The following is a 19,730-nucleotide window of genomic DNA, read 5'->3' as shown; positions in this document are numbered from 1 at the left end:
AATCAAAGGGACTCAACCTTTACGGTTAAAGAGTCCCTTTGATTTTTGCCTCACTTCATTCCACCAATTTCATTTCTTCAAGATGTTCAATCATTTCATCAAACTCGATTGTCGGGTTTTCCAAAATGACACTATAGACGACACCGTCTTCGACCCAATTCAATAACCGGAAGTTGCCGCTTTCCATTTTCGATCCTTTTTGCCCGCGGATTGTTATTTGCTCTTCTTTAGCTGTTGCGCCGAAATCTACGGTATTCGACAGATCCTTAAAGACAGAAATTGAAAATAGTGGAATTCCTTCTTCATCGGTGTAGTCGAATGAGAATTCTGGACGTCCTTCCATTCCTTCCATAACTGTTAGGCTAGACAGTTTCATTTCGTCTGTTTCAGCGACCATATGGAATGTTCCGAGTTCTGCTTTCACCTCTTCCAACGTTGCTTCTTTTGGAGCCATGCTTTCTTCATCAAACGTCTCTACTGCTGCACCTTCAGGAATCTCAAGTGTAAAGATGCCTTCTTCAAATTCCAGATCATACTCAACCTTCGTAAATTCCTGTGTCATGACAAGATCAGTGCTCTTTGAGATGGATTTAAGGACCATCCATGTTTCCTTATCAACCCAAATCTCCTGATCACCAATCAACGTATTCTCTTTTTTTGCTTTTGCGCTTATATGGAACGTATCTCTGCCGGCAATCTTCTCGCTGCCTACCGTCGATAAATCATGTGAGTCTTTGACGAGTTCGAGCAACTTTTTTGCTTGTTGTTGAGGTGTCTGCTGGCTGATCAGTTGCATATCATCCTGCGTCATCGCCATAACTGATGCGGTATTGCTCGCTTTGTCATACATCGTCATGTTTGTACCGTCATTGACCGCAATTGTTTCTTCGGTGCCATCAACAGACGCCATTTCGATTCGGCGTTTTCCATCTTTCGCTACCCATTGCTTCCCGTAATAATCGCCTTCATCGTCATTTGTCTTCATCGTAAATTCTCCATAGAAATCTATTTGTTCATCTGCACCTTTAAGCGCTGCATTCACTACTTCCTGTGGTGAAAACTTATTGTGCTCTGTATTGCAAGCCGCCAATCCGACTGCAAAAAAGAGCAAGAAACTAACGGCTATCATTGGTTTAATCCAAATTTTCATTCTTGTTCTTCTCCTTTCATTCTTGGCAACCAGCATATAATCGCTGTTCCGATGTCTGGAACCGAAACCATTCGCACGTCGCCTCCGTGCTTCTCCATAATTTGTTTCGTTATACTTAATCCGAGGCCCGTCCCCCGGTCGCCCGCTTTCGTTCGCGCTGGATCCGCTTGAAATAACGGTTCAAACACTTTTGCGATTTCAGCCTCAGTAAGACCGCGCCCTTCATTTTGGACAATTAAATACATGCCATCTTCCCGCTTCAGTGCTTCTGAGACGAAAGGGAAGCTCCATTCCGGTGTCTTCCCGACATCTACAGCAGCAAGCCCGATTCCCCCGCCTGGATTCGTATGTGCAATCGCATTTGACATTACATTATCGATGACACGCATCAGTTGTTTAGCATTGACCGCATACTCACCGGTTACATCGCTCACAACACGAAGATTGATTCGTTTCTCTTCACACAACATGTCATAACCGGACACGACCATATCGAAAAACTCCTCACCGTCCACTTTTACGTAATCTGTTTCATAATTACTCGACTGCAGTAATGTGTACATCAGAAGGTCATCCAACATCTGCTGCATATACACAGACTTTGATATGATGACGCTGCGATATTCTGCTTGCTCATCACTTGAAAGTTTCCCCGTCTGTAATGCTTCTGCATAAGCGCGGATGGAGGTGAGAGGTGTTTTCAAGTCATGGGAGATACTCGCAATCATCATTTCCTCTTGTTGCTGCTCCTCCGCCAGTTTACGGTTGGCTTCCGTCAATTCCGACCGCATCCTATCAAAGCTTTTCGTCAGTTCCCCGATTTCGTCATAGCGCGTCGTGATTTGGGTGACCGGCTCCCCTTTTGCGAATGAATCCATCTGTCCCATTAGCTGATGAAGTGGCTTGTTTAATTTCCGGTTGACGAGAATCGTTACACACGTGAACAGGGCAATGAAGAAGACTGAAAAGATTCCTACAACGAACCATGTCCGCTGTCCGACTCCTGCCACCCATTCATCCCGCAGCAACTGGACTTCGTACACGCCAACGAGCGTAGTGCCGGCAAAAATAGGTTCCTTATAAGTGAAAGCACCGAATTTCTGCTGTAATTCATAAAACCCTTCAAACAATTGTTCTTTCGTAACGAAAGATAGCGGGGTATGCTTCATAGGGTTAGACGTATATACGACTAAGCCGATGTTCGTGTATAACGTCACGGACAAGTGATTGCTTTCGAGTTGTTTGACCTTTGTCAAATCAGCATTCGGCTCGTACAGAGAGGGATCGTTCAACACTGCTTGCATAGCGTTTAGCTCTGTCCACCTTTCCATATATTCAGCGATATTGCGATCCTGATGATAGGCATTAATCCACGCGAACAATCCGTATGCGGCACCAAGCGGCAACAGCATGACAAGTAAATAGGAGAGCAACAACCACGTTTTGATTTTCATAATCGCTCACCGATGAACCGATACCCTTTGCCCCATACTGTTTGGATGAACCGCGGTGTTTTGACAGGGTCTTTCAGTTTTTCACGAAGTTCCTTAATATGTACGGCCACTGTGGGTGCATCGCCGAGTTCCGGTTGTTGCCAAACATGCTGATACAATTCTCCTTTTGAGAAGATGCGTTCTGGATTTTGCGCAAGAAGTTTCAGCAGTTCGAACTCTTTTCGTGTGAGTGCAACTTCCTCTTTTTTAATAAACACACGCTCCATTTGCCAATCAATCGTTAATTCATTCGAATAATCGGCTTGCTGCGCCTCCTCCTCAAGACCGTTATACCGCCGCCATCTCCTCAACTGCGAAGAGACGCGCGCTTTCAATTCGGCCAGACTGAACGGCTTTGCCAAATAGTCATCTGCGCCAATGCCGAGACCTTCCACTTTGTCCGCATCCTCTTTCCGCGCACTAATCATAATAATCGGCACATCGCTTTTCCAACGGATATTCTGACAGAGTGTAATGCCATCCATTTCGGGCAGCATCCAATCGACGAGCACGAGATCGTACTCTCCTTGTTGGAAATCTTCCCATCCTTCCAGCCCCGTCGTCGCCCATGCCACGCCATATCCTTCCTGCCGCAGCGTGTCTTGAATGACGCGAGCAATTTCCACATCATCTTCTACGAGCAATAGCTGTTCACCCATCATCATTCCTCCTGACTCTAATCTATCACCGACATTCCTCAAATCTCGTAACTTTATAAAAGCTTTATAATTCATCCTACCATTTGTCTTCACAAAGAAAAACGATCCGCAGAACCTGTAAACGGCCCGCGGATCGGTGGATTTTGGATTGGATGATTGTATAATTTTGACGGTGCCTGTGCCCGAAACATTCACGTCAATTTAACCTGGCATAGATACCCCATACTAATTAATAGTGAAATATAGAACTTCGGCATTTACCTCTTTATAGAATACCCACTTCTTGATACAATTGGCGTAACAGAACCCACCACGCCTCTTTACAATGCGGACCGAGGTGGGTCATTTTTAATTGTGCCTGTACCAGAAACATCCATATTAATTCAGACAATTTGAATGGATATGCAATCAAAAAATACAAACTCATCAACCACAACAGCTCAGTTTTATCTATAAGCAATTGTAGTTTTTCAATCTGACACAGGCACCTGTTTTACAACACTACAGGCCCCCTCTTTAAAGACCAACGACGTTGTCATTTGGTTTGTATTAAATAACTATATGTAATATAATTGTTTCAAAAGAACAAACTAAAAAAGACCACCTAATGCCAATGACATTAGGCAGTCTGTAAAACGTAATAGCAACAGGTTCCCTTCGAAGGGGATCAGCAAGTGAGATAAAATAATCCATCCCTTATGAGCAGCCACTCAAGGATGGATTATTTTTTGTTGTGGAACGACAATATTGCTACAATAAGTGGACGGTACCTGTGCCAGAAACATTCATGTTAATTCAGACAATTTTCATGGATATACAATCAAAAAATATAAACACATCAACTACAACAGCTTAGTTTTATCTATATGCAATTGTAGTGAATTAACTAAATTCAACCTGGCACAGGTACCTGTTCTTAAAATTGAATCACTGATGCAAAGTCGAAGTATTCCCGACTCATAAAATTCTGCTTCGATCGTTTCATTTAAATTCTACAATCTCACCTTTAGGCTCATCCCATTGCATTAATAGTGTTTAGAAGCCAAGTAATGCTCAATCGTTTTCATATATGTTTTCCAATCCTTATATCGTTCTTTAATCTTCCGCTCCAAAATGGAATTGATTTGTTTTTCCCCGTTATAGATTCCATGTCGACGCATGTTTTCTAGTCTATTAATATACTGGTTTATAGATACTTCCTTTAACTTCTTTTCGCCGTTTTTCAATAGGTGCTTGTGCTTTAAATACTCTTTAAATTCCACACCATTCATCCCCATTGCATTTTTGTTAAGTATTGTAGTCATCCCAATACTTGGACTTTACTATTACTGTACTATTTTAATAAAGGTAATTTTCTCTTTCCCAAAGTTGGCCGTTACATCATAAGTTTCATATCCCGCATCTATCCAAGCAATTGCTTGAGAGTGGTCATAATTGTTTGACCACCATGCAGTATGTTTATATGCAGATTTCGGGAGTTTCCGGCCAATGATTTCTTCAATTTCCTGAAATGAAAACACAACTTTTTTCTCTCTGCTGTTAACCAACAGTTTTTTCAACCCTATATAAGAATCGCCTTTAGCCATTCCAAACCCTCCCTATTGCTATTTCCCCGTTATCATCCATCCATAATAGACATAATCCATCTTCTTTTGCTATTCTCTATTCTTTCCTGCAAACATTAAAAAACCGATAAAACTACTAAGACAACTACATATATCGTGTTGTGGTAATGAAAAACACCGCACATACAACACTGTGCTTTTAAGATATACAATTATTTCATCAAGCTCGATTGTCTGGTTTTCCAAGGACACTATCGACCACACCAGTTATTTATCTACTAATTAAATAGTAGCACATAACAAGTAGAAAGTTCCTGTTAATTAAGCAATTTTACTGACAACTATTTTTAACGACCTCTTAATCTCTAACATAATTAGTAACGTTATGGTAAAATGCGGTTAATCATACAACTTTGTTTCACGATTAATAATCTAGTAGAATGCGCTACTGAAAATATCCGCAAGGAGGTTCACCACATTGGCTATATACAACTCAAATAACGCTCAAGGCAATGCTCCCATTTATGATGCAGCGACAAGCTGGAAAGAGAATTGCCTTATTCACAATCAATCTCTACTATGGAAAAATGACCCTGTATGGACTATGGATAATCTTAAACGATTGGAAATTATTTTTGTGGGTAATCCCGATGAAACGGGAAGCACTTTTGAAGAGAAGTTGAAAAAGCAACTGGAGCAGGAATCGGAGAATGTTTACAAGCTATTCATTGAAATATTGTTCATTTATTATTTATTCCCTCATAGTCGCTCTATTCGATATGAAACGAAAGTTAGTAAATTAAAGGATATTGCAGAGTGGAAAGGTATCTTGTTAGATAAAGATTTACCGATCTTGAAAAGTTTACAAAAGGGTCTTGGTTCTACAGGAACTTATTATAATACGAACAAGTTTGATGAAATTTCATATCTTATCCTGATTGCGTTAAAACTAAAAGAAAAATCGGTGGCAGATAGAGAACGGATAGTATCCGATCATCAAGAATTAAAAGAATTCGCGGAACAGGTAAGAACGATTATCGGGAAGCGGGTTACAATGCAACACGTATTGCTTCATTTAATCATGCCGGAAAGATTTGAACGGATTGCCAGTTGGGGACATAAAGATCGAATTACGAAGGCGTTCACCTATTTGACAAAGAACTCCGGCATTACAGATACAGATGAAAAGCTATTATTCATACGGGAACATTTCGAGGAAAAGTATGGAGATACTGAAGTTGATTTTTATGATACGAAGGAAATTGCAATGCAGTGGGAAAGCCAGAAAAAGACTCCGCTACCCAATCCAATGCCTGGGGCAAGCGATACAAATGATGACTCGCTCACTTCCCACGCTGACGACTTCGGCGATAACTTGGTTTTTCAAAACGCGGACGTATTATTTCAGCAAGTGAAAACAGCTATCGATAATGGAAAACATATCATTTTGACAGGTCCTCCAGGTACAGGTAAATCAAAGCTGGCGCATGCCATCTGTAACATATACAACAAGAAACCTTTGACCGTCACCGCTTCAAGTAACTGGTCGACATACGAAACGATTGGCGGTTATCACCCTGATCGACATGGCAACTTAATGTTTGAAGAAGGCCTTTTCCTGAAATGCTTCAAAGAGAAAGAGACAAATCAACCCCTTAATACTTGGCTAATTATCGATGAAATCAACCGCGCAGATATCGATAAAGCGTTTGGCTCATTGTTTTCTGTTTTAGCAGGAGACGAAATTGCTTTACCATTTGAAGACGTAGATGGGAAAACCATTATTCTAAAGCCACAATCTGTCGCTAATGACAAACCGAATGATTATACGTACGTGGTATCTGACGATTGGCGCATAATTGGAACGATGAATACAGTAGATAAATCTTCGTTATATGAAATGAGTTACGCATTCATGCGTCGTTTTGCATTTATTCCGGTAGGCATCCCGAAAGAAATCACCACCAGCTTGATGGAAGACTATCTCAAAAGTTGGAATATGACAGAATATCCGAATGTAGAAATCCTAAAAGAAATTTGGACTTTGATTAATAACTATCGCAAAATCGGTCCTGCCATTGTACAAGATATCGCAAAACATACGCTTGAGAACGAAGACTTTACATCATCTATTATTTTGTACGTACTGCCCCAATTTGAGGGGTTACCAATCCAACGCATTCGAGAGTTTGCACAAAAGTTGAGTAGCCAGACGCAAGCTTCTATTGAAATAGAGCAACTAGATGACTTTATCACAGATTTCTTTGAAGATGGTCTTTTCTAATGAAGAAAACCGATGAAGAAATAGTAGATGAAATCTCGGACTACTTACATGGTTACTTAAAAGATGGAACTGTATCAATTCAGTCTTTTTTCTCAAAAGTGAATATTGATATTAAAAATATACAGGACCTTTTAAAAATACGTTTCCTATTGCTGCCTGAAACAATTGAATTCGTTCGAAATCTTGGAGACAATATCCAAACAATCAAGACCACAACAATGGTACAAAGTTCAACGCATCATGGTGAAGTAAGAGGACAAATTGACTGGACAGAAACGACAAAAGAACGGTTACGAAGAAATTATAAGGACAAAACTATTTTCGCTGTGTCAGAGAGCTTGCGTTCTTATAATAATCCAGAGAATCTCGTGTTAAAAGAGTTGCTACAAGTTTTCTATGATTTATTGTTTCAAGAACAAGTCGTTAAATCGATCGAACAGCGTAAGTGGTACAAGGAGTGGCAACAGCTAAAAATACAAGTAGCGCACACTTTCTTAAAGAATGTCTATATGGAACGCATCACAACATCAGCTGTCCCTGATCGCATACTTGCTAAGATTTTGCAACATCGCAATGCCTTTTACCGTGAAGCAGCTGCATTACTCATTCTTTACAGAAAGTTAATGCGAGGATCGTATGATAAAGAAGATCTTCAGCAAGTACTCGGAAAAACGTTCATCGAACCGGAAAATCGTGATGTCTTGTTTGAGTTATATTGGATTGTCCAAGTGATGAAAGCTAACAGCTCTGAATACAAATTACTCTTATTAGATGGCACACAAAACATGGTGGCAACTTGGGAAGATGAACACAAGACGTATCGGCTCTATCATGATTCGATTGGTTCACAAAAGAAGCGATTCCTCATTCGATTAAGTGAAATCGCAAACAGCGATAATCCATATCTACAAAGAAAGCATATGGCCATGACAACGTATCGCACATTAGCATTCGAGCTATTCGGAGAGAAAAAGTCAGACATCCTTTCGCAAGGTAGACCTGATATTCTTCTAGAAATTCGCGATAAAATGACCGAGAAACTAACAAAAATAGTTATTGGCGAAGTGAAAAACACATCGAGTATTGACTATGCTTCTGTTGGATTAAATGAATTGTTGGAATACATCTATCTGATGAAAGATGAGGCTGGTAATTATATGTATGAAAGTGGAATTGAGGTATCCGGGATTCTTTGTTTGCGTGAAGGAAAGTTTAATAATCATACAACAAATGCACTTGTGAAGTTTTATGATATGGCATCTGCTATTGAGAAATTAAAAGCTTAAGAAAAGCATAGTGTACACTATGCTTGGAGTTGTATATGAATTTTGACGGTGTCTGCGCCAGAAAAATTCATGTTAATTCAGACAATTTATATGGATTTGCAATCAAAAAATACAAACACATCAACTACAACGGCTCAGTTTTATCTATTTGCAATTATAGGGAATTAACTGAATTTAATCTAAAGTAGGTACCCGTTCTTATCTACGAAGAGATGAAAGCGAAAGCCAAGACAGCCCTTGAATGTGAGCTGAACACAGCGATCTACGGCCAACGGAAAGTGGAAGTAGAAAGTGCGTTCGGTCATATCAAGGGCAATCGGTCGTTCCGCGGATTTCTCCTGCGAGGCCTACAGAAGGTCAGCACGGAGTTTGGGATTGTGGCGCTGGCCCACAACTTCCTAAAAGTGGCTGGCTTTCGTCAGTCGCTTCCAAGAGGACCGGATGAAAAATCAAAAACAGGTGGAGGAAAACAATTCGTTTCCCTCCACCTGTTTTATTTTAGGAACTTATTGGATAGCCCCGATATAATGTTATTTAGCTTATTAAAATATTAATTAATGTTTTTATATTATTGCTAATTATTCACATAAAGAGGTGAAGTAAAATGACAAAAGACACTTTTATGAGTGCATTTACATTTGAAGGTTTCAAATGTGATGTTAGTTTTAATGAAATTGTAGATACATACACCGGTGATAAAACAAAGGAGATAGTTTTACGAAATAATAATGAAAAGTTCCGAGCATCCTATCTTTATGGAGAAGGCTTAAAAGAAATTGGAAGAGAAAAAAGAGGCGAAAAAACAACATATTAGGAGAGATTATAGGGATTGAAAAAAATGATTTGAATTCAATGATGTCATTTTTCAAAAAGTATGGATTTTTATTTCCTTTGAGTGATGACGATCAATTTGTAACTTTTCAAACAGAAGATGTAAATTATATAAAAGACAATCTAGAACCTTTAATAAACATCTTTAATGCCCAGGATACAGACAACATTGTAATAAATCTTTATTAGATTCGGTTCTTTTTCTGTTACTGCAGAAAGAAAAGGTTATAAAAATCAATGACAACACTTTCTATAAATCTTCAAATAAAGACTTATTGCATAACATTAATTAATAATGCAAATAAGATACGATTTGATGGCAACAGCAACACAATACAAATTCCTAGAGAAGATGGCGGGACAGTGCCAGCATTCGAAGTTAAGGATTATCTTTTAGGTGAGGGTATAAATGAGGTAATTATTGAAGAATACGAGAATTTAATGCAGGATGATGATTATTCATTATCGTTTCTAAAACAAATTGTAAAGGCCTACGTTATTAAAAAAACAAGTATTTTTAGTGAAGATGAGTGTTTGATTATTGATTTTTTATATCATTTTTCAAGAAGAATCTCTATCATCATCCCAGAAGACATTTCATTAAATACACTATTTCAGGAAGTGGATATATGAGACATTTACTAAAAGGGAGAATGATGATTTAAAACAAGCCTTATTAAAAATCTCAAAATATATATTTGAGAAAGAACTAAATCATTTTTTATCCGAAATTAAACCAAAATACGATGCGGATAAAATGCGCCCCAACTGGAATCTACCTTCTTTACTTTCAGCAATGTATTTATCACTTTTTTACTTAGATTCTAATCAAGCTATGTACAGGGTTTGTCAAAATATAAATTGCAATCAATTATTTTTAGTATCCAAAACAAACCTAGTTAAAAAGTACTGCTGCGTTTACTGCACTAATGCTGTATCACAAAGAAGATATAGGCAAAAAAATAGAGTGGAAACTTTTATTAGTTCCCACTCTTTTGCATTTTTTTATTTCGTATTAGACTTTCCTTAATTGCATCTGATAACTTTTTAATTTCCTGTCGATTTGGCTTAGTAGAATTTGCCATTAACTTTTTTACATCTATTAATATCCCCTGTACCCGTTCATAATCTTTATCAGCCTGTTTCCAATCCGCAACAGCTTCGCCAATAGAATAATAGTTTTCATTTCCCCCGAGTCTATTATCATATAGATTGAATGGTAATAAAAATGCATTAAGTATCTGTTTATTATTCTTCCTATCCTTAATAAACTTTGAGTTTTCGGCTATATATTCCGCATAGGTTATCTGTTTATTTATGGATGTAGAATGTGGTAAATCGCTTACTCTTCCAGTCACACCATACTTATAATATTTTGCATCCAATACCGCGATACTTTCATCAGTAATCATAATAGTATCTGGTTCAAGAGCCGCATTGTTTCTGTCACCAACACGTAATTTCCAGTTAGTTTTAGGGAAATAATAACCTTTATTAGACACACCATAAGTCTCATCAATTAATTTTTCCCAAACATATTCAAAATTGTTAGTTCCAAAATAAAACTCTTCTGGATCATCTGCACTATTTCTGAATTCGATAATTGCCAACATGCTTTGAAATAATTGCTTTAAAGAATCTTCATTTGTTTTCTCTAGTTTTTGTCGCAAAATAGTTTGATACATTTTAAGGTTTGGATTTCGAACATTAGCAGGTTGCGGTAACCTTTGCTTATAAATCCATCCCAATTTCATAAAGCTTTCAAATACACAAAACTTATTTATTTCAGTGATAATATATTTATCAGTATCACTGTTTTTTCGAACCATTAAATTAGGATATACAAAACCTGTTTTTTGAGCGATAGGAGTCACTCTTTTTATAGTTTGTTTCATACTTACAGGGCCAGACGTTCCTTGAACATATACTTCTTCATTTTCCATATAGTAATCATAATCTAAATAATATCGCATTACTCTAAAGTATGCCTGGACTGGAAACCTAACTGTTTTTAATACTTGATTTGAGGAAATTTGCGAAATCCTGGACTGTTTATCATTATAAGCTGACAAAACCGATATCAAGTCAATAATATCATTGCGTAAATTCTCTTCTTTTTTTGAGATATTAAATCCTATAGGGAAATTCACACTAATTTCATGCTTGTCTCCCTTAATTTCTGATTTAATACCTACAAATGTATCTCCTTCTTTATTCGTTGCATTTCTACAATAACTATTCAAAGTTTTGGATAACACTACATCAGTAAAAGCCTTACTCATCCTCACTATCCCATGTATCTAATGTTCTAAACAAATTTTCTTTTATGTCTTGATTGAAAATATTGAATCTTTCTTCACCAACAGAATAGTTAAAAGTATCCAAAACTTTTTCTAAGCTTTTATATTCAACATCAAACAGCTCATCTCTATTGAATTTGAATGCATCATCCCAAAGATATTTAATAACTTTATCCCCAAGCCTTGAATTCAAATCCTTAATAGCTTTATCGATTTTATCTGCATCTCTATCATTAATACCATATTTTTGTATTACATCATCAAGATTTTCTTCTTTACTATAGTATTTTAAAATATCTTTTGTTACAAAGTAAGCTCCTAATCTCTTATCCTCTGACGATAATGTAGCAGCACTACTTGTAATAATTTGGTCATTAATAACTGTATTAAATCTTTCCCATGTCACCCTTGTATCAAGTATTAATTTTGAAGCATGCTCCGCTTTCGATACATCGTTTTCAATCATTTTCATGTTCCATCTTCTTTGAAACGCTGTGTCTAAAGTAAATACATTTTGATCGGCTGTGTTCATAGTTGCCAAAATATGTAGGTTGGAAGGTATATAAATAGGCCTCTCTTTTTCATCAAACACTTCATTAGCAATATTATAGTTAGTAATTTCATACGAACTTTTTCCTTTATCGTCTCTATCGAGCAACTGGAATATTTCCCCAAATATTGCTGGTGCATTTCCACGATTAACCTCTTCAACTACAAGATAATAATATTCTCCTGGATTTTCAATGGCCTTTTTAAGCACCCTTGTAAAAGGACCAGGTGTGAAGTCATAAGTGATTTCTTTTTCATCACCTTCTCCTTTTACGGTTGGTAATATTTGACCCACAAAATCTGTATTCATATAATCCGGGTGAAAAACAACACGTTCCATAAATTTAAAGTCATTGCAATACTCTTTTTCAATTTTATAACTTTTCCCTGACCCAGGGACACCATATAATAATGTGTTATCTCCACCTGTTAATCGCTCAACTACATTTTTTTCACTATCGGTTTCTCCATCTAGCAATTCTTCAGTTAGTTCAAGGGAAATTAGTATCTCACCGATTCTTTTTATCTTATTATTTAAGTTGCTCTTCAAAACAAACCCTACAATATGCTCTAACCCATGGAAGTTAAGATAGAATGAGATATTTCTTTCATCAATACCCAATGCCTTCTTCATATCTTTTAAAACAATCTTTTTATTTCTCAAAATATACTTTTCAATTATTTCTTCATCAATGGTATCAAATAAAAGTGCTTTTAAAGCGGTGCTTTCATTTTGATAATGGGATGAATCACCTCTGGTATCACCAATTGGTAAAACTGGTAAGTACTTGATTATACCTGTAATAATTTCACCCTTGCTAACAGTAAACTCTCTCTCGTAAGAGTTTAAAATCCAATCAGCTAACTCATCATTGCTCACAACTAAAGATCTATCTGGTCTTCTTATTAATATCCCCGCTTGTATTAACATCTTAGACCAAATATCAAAGCCTGTTTGTCTTTCATTAACTTCTACATTCTCTCTTTTTCTAATTTCTAGGATTTCTTCTATAAAATCATCATTTATATCACTTAGTTTTTCACAATTTACAAGCTGAGCAAAGTCATGTGCCGAGATATATGCATACTCCACATTAATACTTCTCATTATTTTTAAAAATTTTAAAAGTAATTGTGTTGGAAAATACTCTGCATCATCTGCTACATATTTATAATTTAAAACATACCAAAAGGAAAATTCTTGGATTGTTATTTTATCTTCAATGAACGCCTTACCCATTTCTGTGAGGGATTCATTACCATGCATACATCCATATGCTTTAAAATATGTAAATAGTGCTCTTCTTATTCTACCTTTTGCACTTTCATATTTACTATATACTCCAGCTTCAACCAGTTGTCTTTCAACACTGTCGATTTCTGAGGCAGAGGATTCTGAGTTAATATTATTAGATACGATAATTTTTAGAGCTGTTCTTGTAATTTCACTCATATATTTATGAGTATCCATTGACCATTTCATAAACACTTTCTCCTTTAATCTATATTAAAAATCTCTTTATATAAAGCAATAAAAACATCTACCACTACTGAATTTCCTGCTTGCCTATACATTTGAGTATCTGATACAACCTGTTTAAAATCATCAGTAAACCCCATCAATCTTAAAGCTTCTCGTGGAGTTAATCTTCTAATTTTATTATTCGTAGTTACATAATTATCAACCCCTGCCCTATGCATTTTATGCATAGAACTCATTAATGGGCGAGCGATTGACAAATCTATTTCTGGCTTCATATTAAAACCATTTGTTCCCGATGACATGATACCAGGTAGAATTCTCTCTGATAAAAAATACTTTTCATCTACTTTACCTTCGATTCTGTCAATGTGAATTACTTCATCTTTAGCCGTAAAATAACCTTCTGCACAATTATCTATTAAAAAATCCTGCATTGTATATTGTAATTCTACTTCATCTGGAAAAGTAAATCCTCTTTCGTGATCTTTGAAACCCACAATAAAAATCCGCCTTCTTTTTTGGGGAATTCCATAATCAACAGCATCTAAAACTTTATAATGCACTTTATAATTTAGGCTATCAAAAACACGTTGAACAACTTCCCAAGTTCTACCCTTATCATGCCTAACTAGACCTTGTACATTTTCATATATAAAAACTTTTGGTTGGATTTCATTTATAAGCCTAGCGAATTCATAAAAAAGAGTACCTCTAGCTTCTTCTAATCCTTTTTGATATCCGAATAAAGTAAAGCTTTGACAGGGACTCCCGCCAACGAAAAGATCGACTTCGTCTCTATATTGATTTCCATCTAAAAATCTCGCATCATGATGAAAATGATTTTCGTCGATATCATAATTTGCAAGATATGATTTTTTTACAAAATTAGTCCTTCTTGGGTTAATGTTACTATCAATGTATTCTTTTCCCTTATCAAAACTTTCAATTTTCGATAAGTTTTTCTTTATTTCATCTTCACTTTCAATTAAATCTACTTCTCCATTATCACAAGCAAACACTAAGTTATAATCTATATTCATCCTTTTCAATGCAAACTCTGCAGAACCAATACCACTAAAAACCGTGGCAATATTAATAGGTTGGCTAATTTTTTTATTTCCTCTGATCACCATTATCAAAAACCCCCGTCTCTAATATTGTATTCATAATTTCCATTAGTACATTAACTGCTATTGAATTTCCTGATTGACGATACAAAAATTTATCATTTATATTTTCTGGTATTACGAACTCATCTGAAAAACCCATTAAACGAAAGCATTCCCTAGGTGTTAGCCCTCTAGCAACACTTAGCTCACCATTGTAAGTACCTTTGTAAATACGCTCATCTCTCAATACTCTTTCTGGAATATCTGTTTCTATTCGCATATCTCCATACCAATTAAATTGTTGATTTGCAACTTGACATCTTGCAACACTACCGTTTACAGCTACATGTCTTTTATGTTTTGGGTTAATTACACGCAAAAATCCCTTTTCAGGTAGATAATATTTATTATCTACACTCCTTTCTAAGTACTCTTCCATATTTATATTTAACGGTATTTCATCAGGTTTAGTTAATTTCTGAAAATGTTTTTTATATTTCTCATGATAACCAATTACAAAAATTCTTCTTCTATTTTGTGGAAGACCATAATGTTTAGCATTTTGAATCCAATAAGTCCATTCATAATTACTTTCGTCAAATATTTTAGAGATTACCTTCCATGTATTACCTTCATCATGATTTAACATTCCAGGTACATTTTCATATATAAATACCTTTGGTTGTATTTCATAAACTAAACGAGCAAAATCATAGAACAAAGTACCTCTTGCATCATCCAGCCCACCTCTTTTACCCGCATGTGAGAAACTTTGACAAGGGCTTCCTCCAACAAATAAATCTACTTTACCTGTAAAATTATAGCCATTCAAAAAGCGAACATCCTGATAAAATTGATTATTTTGAACTTTGTAATTAGCTTTGTATGTTTGCTCTACATAATTAACTCCGCATTCTTCCATATATAACTTTTCAATATAATTTTTTATTTCTTCATCATTCATATCTTTAATTTCAGTTAATATTTCTTCTTCACTAGTCTTTAGATTTCTCTCACCATTATCACATGCAAATTCTATAGAATGTTTTATATTTAATCTCTCAAGTGCATGCTCAATAGCACCTATCCCACTAAACACAGTTCCCAATCTAATCATGTTTTAACTCCTAACAAACTTTTTTATTGTAGTTAATCAATATATGTCTCTATTAAAATTTTAAGGAGTTATTTCTTATCAATTTCTACTATATCTCCTATATTACAATCTAGCTTTTTACAGATTCTCTCTAAAATCTCCAATGATACATATTCATTTTTATTCATTTTAGAAAATGTGCTAGCTGCAATTCCACATTCTTTTCTTACTTGTGCCTTAGTCATATCTTTATCAATTATTAATTTCCAAAGCCTTTTATAGGATACCCCCATCTTTGCACCTCCGCTTTTATAGAAAATTATATAATCATTGATTAATATAGCACAAAACCTATCAGGCTTCAAAAGTTTTTTCGGGAACTCATTCGTTTTTTCGAGTATATACTATTTACCAAATAATAAATAGGCTTTTTCATTAGAATTTACAAACTATTATTTTCTTCACTAATACATGTAAACTATAATACTCTAATCAAAAAAACATCAGTCTTGTCAACTCGCCTAATAAAAGTCATTCAATCAACTCAACCCTATTTCCAGATCATTTTCACACCTTTTTCTCGCAGAATAAAAATAAGATTTCCCAGTATTGGCAACTTCCCAAAACACTGGAAAACCTTATTATTCCAACGCTATAACTACACTTATTCATCTATTCTTGACATCAATGCTAACACCTCAACATGACTAGTTCGAGAGAACATGTCATTCAGTTGCATCTTTAGCATGTCCTATGGCAACACCAAAATGAGAATAGAAGTTTGTAATTCCTTCGGAGTTCGTATGATCCTTGTGTTATTCTCACAACATTACAATTAAACTTATAAAACACAGTTTCAAAAATAATTTAAAGAACAATTCAACATCCTAATAATATTAAATTATACTAATCAGTAAATTAATGAGTTATTTATCCGAATGGTAAAAAAATACATTTCATTAACATTATATAGTCATGCATCAAGCCCGAGCATATCATTAATTTCTTCATCCGTCAGTGTTGGATTCGATTCATCCAACGTAGCTAGCAACAATCTCTCCTCTTCAGGATACGATGCGATATATCTCTCCACCATATCTTGCACCTCCGTTTACTAGTGTCTTTCCTATATTTATGGATTCCTAATTCCAATCATCTAAGTAATCCAACATATTCTCCGCAATGTTGACGGATTGTTTTTTTATCCTTGCTCTTTTTTCTATAAACTTATCCCAATTCGGTTTACCAATGAATTGTTCTGTATCTAGCCTCCATTTTCCACTTCCTTGTAGCGTTTGGTGACCACGGAGTTTTCCATCGGCACAGTATCTGCGAACCATTTGAGGAGTAATTTCTAGAATTTCAGATGCTTCGCGTACCGTAATGAAATCGGGAATATTGAACTGTGTACGTAGAACGTTAAAAGCTTCTTTCTTTTCTTGTTCACTTAACGCTTGATAAAGCCTTTCTTTTTCCCTTTCAAGCTCTTCTTGTAGCATCATTATTTTGACGAAATCCTTTGCATTCTGACTCTCCAATGTTAGTTCTTCATTCGGTTGCAGTTTGTATCCATCAAGAATTGCCGGCATAATCTCCACCTCTTTCACCTCCAATATAGAATAAGAAATTTAAAAAATAAGTGATCCCAAAAACCACCTACAAAAAAACACTTTCAAAGCCCATTTCGGTACTTCAAAAGTGTCTCTATAGTATTCGTAAATCACTAACCCAATGATCCCGTTCTGACCAAGGAAGTACTTGAATCTGGTAGTTCGATAATGAGTTGTAGAACGTCTCGGATATCGGTTGGATGGAGTCATTCCCTAATACAATGAATTGCGAGTTCTGTTTCAACTCTTGTATATCTACAAACGATAACAAAGGTTGCTTGTAGTTATCTGCTTTTGGATTGTTGATAGCTTTAATAATCTTTTCCTTTTTACCCCTTGCGGCGGGTATGACAAAGTCGAAGCTTTGATAGTTGCCCGATTTTCCGGTATAACCGATATCGTCCGAGAAAAACACTTGGTTCTCTATAAAATAGTTGGAGACTTCTTCTGCAAAAATGCTGATGACTGTATTTCTTGCAGTCAGGAGCATATCCGAAACGCGCAGAAGGCATTGGATAAGGTTGTTCTGTTTTTTAGGATACTCGGATAGTGACTTGAAGGAGACGGAAAGTTCACCTGTAGCTCGATTATGTGTTACGCCAAAGATGCGCAGGGTCATGTCAAAGAAACTTTTACGCTTCTGCGAGCTGAAAATATCGATTCCGAGCATTTCCAATTCAGATAGGACGAAGCCATCGTCGGACAGCCTGTATTCTTCCGCTCCGTTCTTCGTGAAAATGAGCTGTAGGAAGTCATGGTGCAAATCAAGGAATGGTGTCGTAATTAAAATAAAGTCTTCATGGTCCTCAAGCTGCAACTGGTTTTTATTCCAAGTGTCGTACAGCAATTTCATTTCACTGATCATTGATGTTCACTCCTTTCTGTTTTATAAGAGTTCAGTTTGGTATGTGTAAGTATAGTCATCTATATTCCCCACATTACATCTTCTCAAAAATTCTTTTACGACAACTAGAGCATCGTCAATCATCACATTAGGTATTAACATTTTAGCATATGTATTATTCAATGGATACGCTATGCTAATACCGTATTCGGGATGAGCGATATGTATGTGCGGACAAGGAATGATCTCACCAGCTAATGGAAAATCGCCTTCAGGATTTTGATGCGGCGGACCATATATATCAAGACGGAGAAGTGGCAACTCCTTTCTTTGTTGCTCACGTAATTGAAGAGTGAGTTTTTTGAGCCGATGGCCTTTTCTATTAATATCTACCCAGAAATAATAGGAATGATCTTTCAATTCAAGCCTATCCGCCGTTTTATCAGCTGGGATTATAATTGCATCTCCGTGTACAGTAATTGCTTTAAGACTATTGATTAACTCATTAATGGCCTTAGCATTCATTGAAATCACTGTACCTCCAATACTTTGTAAATACGGTCTGTAAAACCAAGATCTTGTGACAGTTCAGCTTTTCCTTCTTGCACAAGTCTATCCAGGTAATAAACGACTAAAGGATATACTTTTGGACGACCAGAACGAAAACGATCGGAATATTGGTATGTTGAATGGAGTTCTTCTGCAATGAGCATGGCGCTACCCACACTCGAATAAAGCATGTCTTCGACAAATTCTTGCTCATGTGGCCATAATTCAAAAGGACCGTTCCCTGGTTCAATACGTTTTATCTTTCCTTTCGCCTCAAAGTCCACATCCTTCAATAGTGCCAAGTCAGTCCTTAAGTCTCGATTAGGTTGTCCATTTGAATTATCTATTCGTCCCCTCTTCCATTTAACTCTTTCAGCTTCCTGAATTAATCTAATTAACTCGTTTTCCTCAATACGGGACAATGGCATCCCTTCTTCAAGCAACTTCTTGATTTTCTCAGGCAAAATAACATCAGCTGGTACTTCCATATTAAGCTTCCAGTCATTCAGTAATCGTTCTTCCATTTCATTGATTGCTTTAACTGCGATTCTTATTTGTTTATTAATATCTCTGATTACTTCATCTGAGAATCCTGTGTGACCTTTCAAATGGGTAATTCCAAACGTTAAGATTTCGGCGGTTTTTTGATTTGTAACTGTATATTGATAGCGTAATGTCTTCCCACACATACACTTTAATGTACTTTCTGATTTCCAATTTGCTCCTGCATCTTTGTAGTCGGTAAGTTCCCAGTACCCAATTGTATCTCGGTATTTTTCTAAGGTTTTTTGAAACGCCAACATTTGTTTTTCTCTCGCATATTTCTTAAGTTTAACAACCTGTGCATTAGTTAGTTTATTCTCAAGTAATAAGGATTCCATTCCGCCCACTTCCTTTATTTGTTATATACTACTATTCTATC

20 protein-coding genes are annotated in these 19,730 nt (G+C 36.2%); 5 read left to right on the top strand and 15 right to left on the bottom strand.

Translation table 11 applies throughout. The features are described from left to right. Nucleotides 1–55: 55 nt before the first annotated feature. The 5 genes from NRI27_RS07875 to NRI27_RS07855 form a co-directional block, all read right to left on the bottom strand. On the bottom strand, nucleotides 56–1,150 hold the full coding sequence (locus tag NRI27_RS07875; protein WP_371390217.1) for a LolA family protein: 1,095 nt from the start codon (nucleotides 1,148–1,150) through the stop codon (nucleotides 56–58). After that, nucleotides 1,147–2,604: a HAMP domain-containing sensor histidine kinase gene (locus tag NRI27_RS07870; protein WP_371390216.1), complete on the bottom strand. Its 1,458-nt coding sequence runs from the start codon at nucleotides 2,602–2,604 to the stop codon at nucleotides 1,147–1,149. Before NRI27_RS07870 ends, NRI27_RS07875 begins: the two co-directional genes overlap by 4 nt. Further along, a complete protein-coding gene (locus NRI27_RS07865) occupies nucleotides 2,601–3,302 on the bottom strand; it encodes a response regulator transcription factor (protein ID WP_371390215.1) in 702 nt (233 codons plus the stop codon). The genes NRI27_RS07870 and NRI27_RS07865 overlap by 4 nt, the downstream gene beginning before the upstream one ends. A 1,025-nt stretch (nucleotides 3,303–4,327) precedes the next feature. After that, nucleotides 4,328–4,564 (bottom strand): hypothetical protein, encoded by a 237-nt coding sequence (locus NRI27_RS07860; protein ID WP_371390214.1) that lies wholly within the window; start codon nucleotides 4,562–4,564, stop codon nucleotides 4,328–4,330. A 63-nt stretch (nucleotides 4,565–4,627) separates the two neighbouring features. Further along, a complete protein-coding gene (locus tag NRI27_RS07855) occupies nucleotides 4,628–4,888 on the bottom strand; it encodes a DUF7662 domain-containing protein (RefSeq protein ID WP_371390213.1) in 261 nt (86 codons plus the stop codon). Between the two features lie 457 nt (nucleotides 4,889–5,345). Here NRI27_RS07855 and NRI27_RS07850 point away from each other — a divergent pair, with 457 nt between their 5' ends. The 5 genes from NRI27_RS07850 to NRI27_RS07830 all read left to right on the top strand — a co-directional run bounded on the left by NRI27_RS07850 (nucleotide 5,346) and on the right by NRI27_RS07830 (nucleotide 9,901). Beyond that, entirely contained in the window at nucleotides 5,346–7,151 is a 1,806-nt protein-coding gene (locus NRI27_RS07850; protein ID WP_371390212.1) for an AAA family ATPase, read from the top strand. Beyond that, nucleotides 7,151–8,437, top strand: a complete 1,287-nt coding sequence (locus NRI27_RS07845) for a hypothetical protein (RefSeq protein WP_371390211.1) — start codon at nucleotides 7,151–7,153, stop codon at nucleotides 8,435–8,437. The genes NRI27_RS07850 and NRI27_RS07845 overlap by 1 nt, the downstream gene beginning before the upstream one ends. A 212-nt stretch (nucleotides 8,438–8,649) precedes the next feature. Further along, nucleotides 8,650–8,991 (top strand): transposase, encoded by a 342-nt coding sequence (locus tag NRI27_RS07840; protein ID WP_371390210.1) that lies wholly within the window; start codon nucleotides 8,650–8,652, stop codon nucleotides 8,989–8,991. A 50-nt stretch (nucleotides 8,992–9,041) separates the two neighbouring features. Next, nucleotides 9,042–9,251, top strand: a complete 210-nt coding sequence (locus NRI27_RS07835) for a hypothetical protein (RefSeq protein ID WP_371390209.1) — start codon at nucleotides 9,042–9,044, stop codon at nucleotides 9,249–9,251. A 254-nt stretch (nucleotides 9,252–9,505) separates the two neighbouring features. Beyond that, the gene (locus NRI27_RS07830) at nucleotides 9,506–9,901 is read left to right on the top strand and encodes a hypothetical protein (RefSeq protein ID WP_371390208.1); all 396 of its coding nucleotides are present in this window, start codon (nucleotides 9,506–9,508) and stop codon (nucleotides 9,899–9,901) included. A gap of 347 nt (nucleotides 9,902–10,248) precedes the next feature. On the opposite strand, the gene NRI27_RS07825 is transcribed toward NRI27_RS07830, so the two are convergent. From NRI27_RS07825 to NRI27_RS07780, 10 genes are all read right to left on the bottom strand, one after another. Continuing rightward, entirely contained in the window at nucleotides 10,249–11,550 is a 1,302-nt protein-coding gene (locus NRI27_RS07825; RefSeq protein WP_371390207.1) for an LlaJI family restriction endonuclease, read from the bottom strand. Beyond that, nucleotides 11,543–13,600: an AAA family ATPase gene (locus tag NRI27_RS07820; protein ID WP_371390206.1), complete on the bottom strand. Its 2,058-nt coding sequence runs from the start codon at nucleotides 13,598–13,600 to the stop codon at nucleotides 11,543–11,545. Before NRI27_RS07820 ends, NRI27_RS07825 begins: the two co-directional genes overlap by 8 nt. A gap of 14 nt (nucleotides 13,601–13,614) precedes the next feature. After that, nucleotides 13,615–14,733, bottom strand: a complete 1,119-nt coding sequence (locus NRI27_RS07815; RefSeq protein ID WP_371390205.1) for a DNA cytosine methyltransferase — start codon at nucleotides 14,731–14,733, stop codon at nucleotides 13,615–13,617. Beyond that, entirely contained in the window at nucleotides 14,714–15,826 is a 1,113-nt protein-coding gene (locus NRI27_RS07810) for a DNA cytosine methyltransferase (protein WP_371390204.1), read from the bottom strand. Before NRI27_RS07810 ends, NRI27_RS07815 begins: the two co-directional genes overlap by 20 nt. Before the next feature lie 68 nt (nucleotides 15,827–15,894). Further along, the gene (locus NRI27_RS07805) at nucleotides 15,895–16,098 is read right to left on the bottom strand and encodes a helix-turn-helix domain-containing protein (RefSeq protein ID WP_204667960.1); all 204 of its coding nucleotides are present in this window, start codon (nucleotides 16,096–16,098) and stop codon (nucleotides 15,895–15,897) included. A 680-nt stretch (nucleotides 16,099–16,778) separates the two neighbouring features. Continuing rightward, on the bottom strand, nucleotides 16,779–16,901 hold the full coding sequence (locus NRI27_RS07800) for a hypothetical protein (RefSeq protein ID WP_371390203.1): 123 nt from the start codon (nucleotides 16,899–16,901) through the stop codon (nucleotides 16,779–16,781). A gap of 46 nt (nucleotides 16,902–16,947) precedes the next feature. Further along, on the bottom strand, nucleotides 16,948–17,394 hold the full coding sequence (locus tag NRI27_RS07795; protein WP_371390315.1) for a helix-turn-helix domain-containing protein: 447 nt from the start codon (nucleotides 17,392–17,394) through the stop codon (nucleotides 16,948–16,950). 115 nt (nucleotides 17,395–17,509) lie between these two features. Then, nucleotides 17,510–18,280 (bottom strand): DUF1829 domain-containing protein, encoded by a 771-nt coding sequence (locus NRI27_RS07790; RefSeq protein ID WP_371390202.1) that lies wholly within the window; start codon nucleotides 18,278–18,280, stop codon nucleotides 17,510–17,512. Nucleotides 18,281–18,301: 21 nt separating this feature from the next. Beyond that, nucleotides 18,302–18,784 (bottom strand): DUF6978 family protein, encoded by a 483-nt coding sequence (locus tag NRI27_RS07785; RefSeq protein ID WP_371390314.1) that lies wholly within the window; start codon nucleotides 18,782–18,784, stop codon nucleotides 18,302–18,304. Between the two features lie 5 nt (nucleotides 18,785–18,789). Further along, nucleotides 18,790–19,689, bottom strand: a complete 900-nt coding sequence (locus NRI27_RS07780) for a DUF3895 domain-containing protein (protein ID WP_371390201.1) — start codon at nucleotides 19,687–19,689, stop codon at nucleotides 18,790–18,792. Nucleotides 19,690–19,730: the final 41 nt, after the last annotated feature.

Source organism: Sporosarcina sp. OR05 (genome assembly GCF_041414805.1).
GTDB lineage: Bacteria > Bacillota > Bacilli > Bacillales_A > Planococcaceae > Sporosarcina > Sporosarcina saromensis.
The sequence above is the reverse complement of the archived record's forward strand: the minus strand, read 5'-3'. Positions and strand labels throughout refer to the sequence as shown.

Coding starts and splice junctions, on each gene's coding strand:
- NRI27_RS07795 (WP_371390315.1), bottom strand. CDS start 17,394: ATGCCGGCAATTCTTGATGGATACAAACTGCAACCGAATGAAGAACTA.
- NRI27_RS07815 (WP_371390205.1), bottom strand. CDS start 14,733: ATGGTGATCAGAGGAAATAAAAAAATTAGCCAACCTATTAATATTGCC.
- NRI27_RS07830 (WP_371390208.1), top strand. CDS start 9,506: ATGACAACACTTTCTATAAATCTTCAAATAAAGACTTATTGCATAACA.
- NRI27_RS07840 (WP_371390210.1), top strand. CDS start 8,650: ATGAAAGCGAAAGCCAAGACAGCCCTTGAATGTGAGCTGAACACAGCG.
- NRI27_RS07780 (WP_371390201.1), bottom strand. CDS start 19,689: ATGGAATCCTTATTACTTGAGAATAAACTAACTAATGCACAGGTTGTT.
- NRI27_RS07800 (WP_371390203.1), bottom strand. CDS start 16,901: ATGGTGGAGAGATATATCGCATCGTATCCTGAAGAGGAGAGATTGTTG.
- NRI27_RS07810 (WP_371390204.1), bottom strand. CDS start 15,826: ATGATTAGATTGGGAACTGTGTTTAGTGGGATAGGTGCTATTGAGCAT.
- NRI27_RS07825 (WP_371390207.1), bottom strand. CDS start 11,550: ATGAGTAAGGCTTTTACTGATGTAGTGTTATCCAAAACTTTGAATAGT.
- NRI27_RS07785 (WP_371390314.1), bottom strand. CDS start 18,784: ATGAATGCTAAGGCCATTAATGAGTTAATCAATAGTCTTAAAGCAATT.
- NRI27_RS07875 (WP_371390217.1), bottom strand. CDS start 1,150: ATGAAAATTTGGATTAAACCAATGATAGCCGTTAGTTTCTTGCTCTTT.
- NRI27_RS07805 (WP_204667960.1), bottom strand. CDS start 16,098: ATGGGGGTATCCTATAAAAGGCTTTGGAAATTAATAATTGATAAAGAT.
- NRI27_RS07835 (WP_371390209.1), top strand. CDS start 9,042: ATGACAAAAGACACTTTTATGAGTGCATTTACATTTGAAGGTTTCAAA.
- NRI27_RS07820 (WP_371390206.1), bottom strand. CDS start 13,600: ATGAAATGGTCAATGGATACTCATAAATATATGAGTGAAATTACAAGA.
- NRI27_RS07845 (WP_371390211.1), top strand. CDS start 7,151: ATGAAGAAAACCGATGAAGAAATAGTAGATGAAATCTCGGACTACTTA.
- NRI27_RS07865 (WP_371390215.1), bottom strand. CDS start 3,302: ATGGGTGAACAGCTATTGCTCGTAGAAGATGATGTGGAAATTGCTCGC.
- NRI27_RS07790 (WP_371390202.1), bottom strand. CDS start 18,280: ATGATCAGTGAAATGAAATTGCTGTACGACACTTGGAATAAAAACCAG.
- NRI27_RS07855 (WP_371390213.1), bottom strand. CDS start 4,888: ATGGCTAAAGGCGATTCTTATATAGGGTTGAAAAAACTGTTGGTTAAC.
- NRI27_RS07870 (WP_371390216.1), bottom strand. CDS start 2,604: ATGAAAATCAAAACGTGGTTGTTGCTCTCCTATTTACTTGTCATGCTG.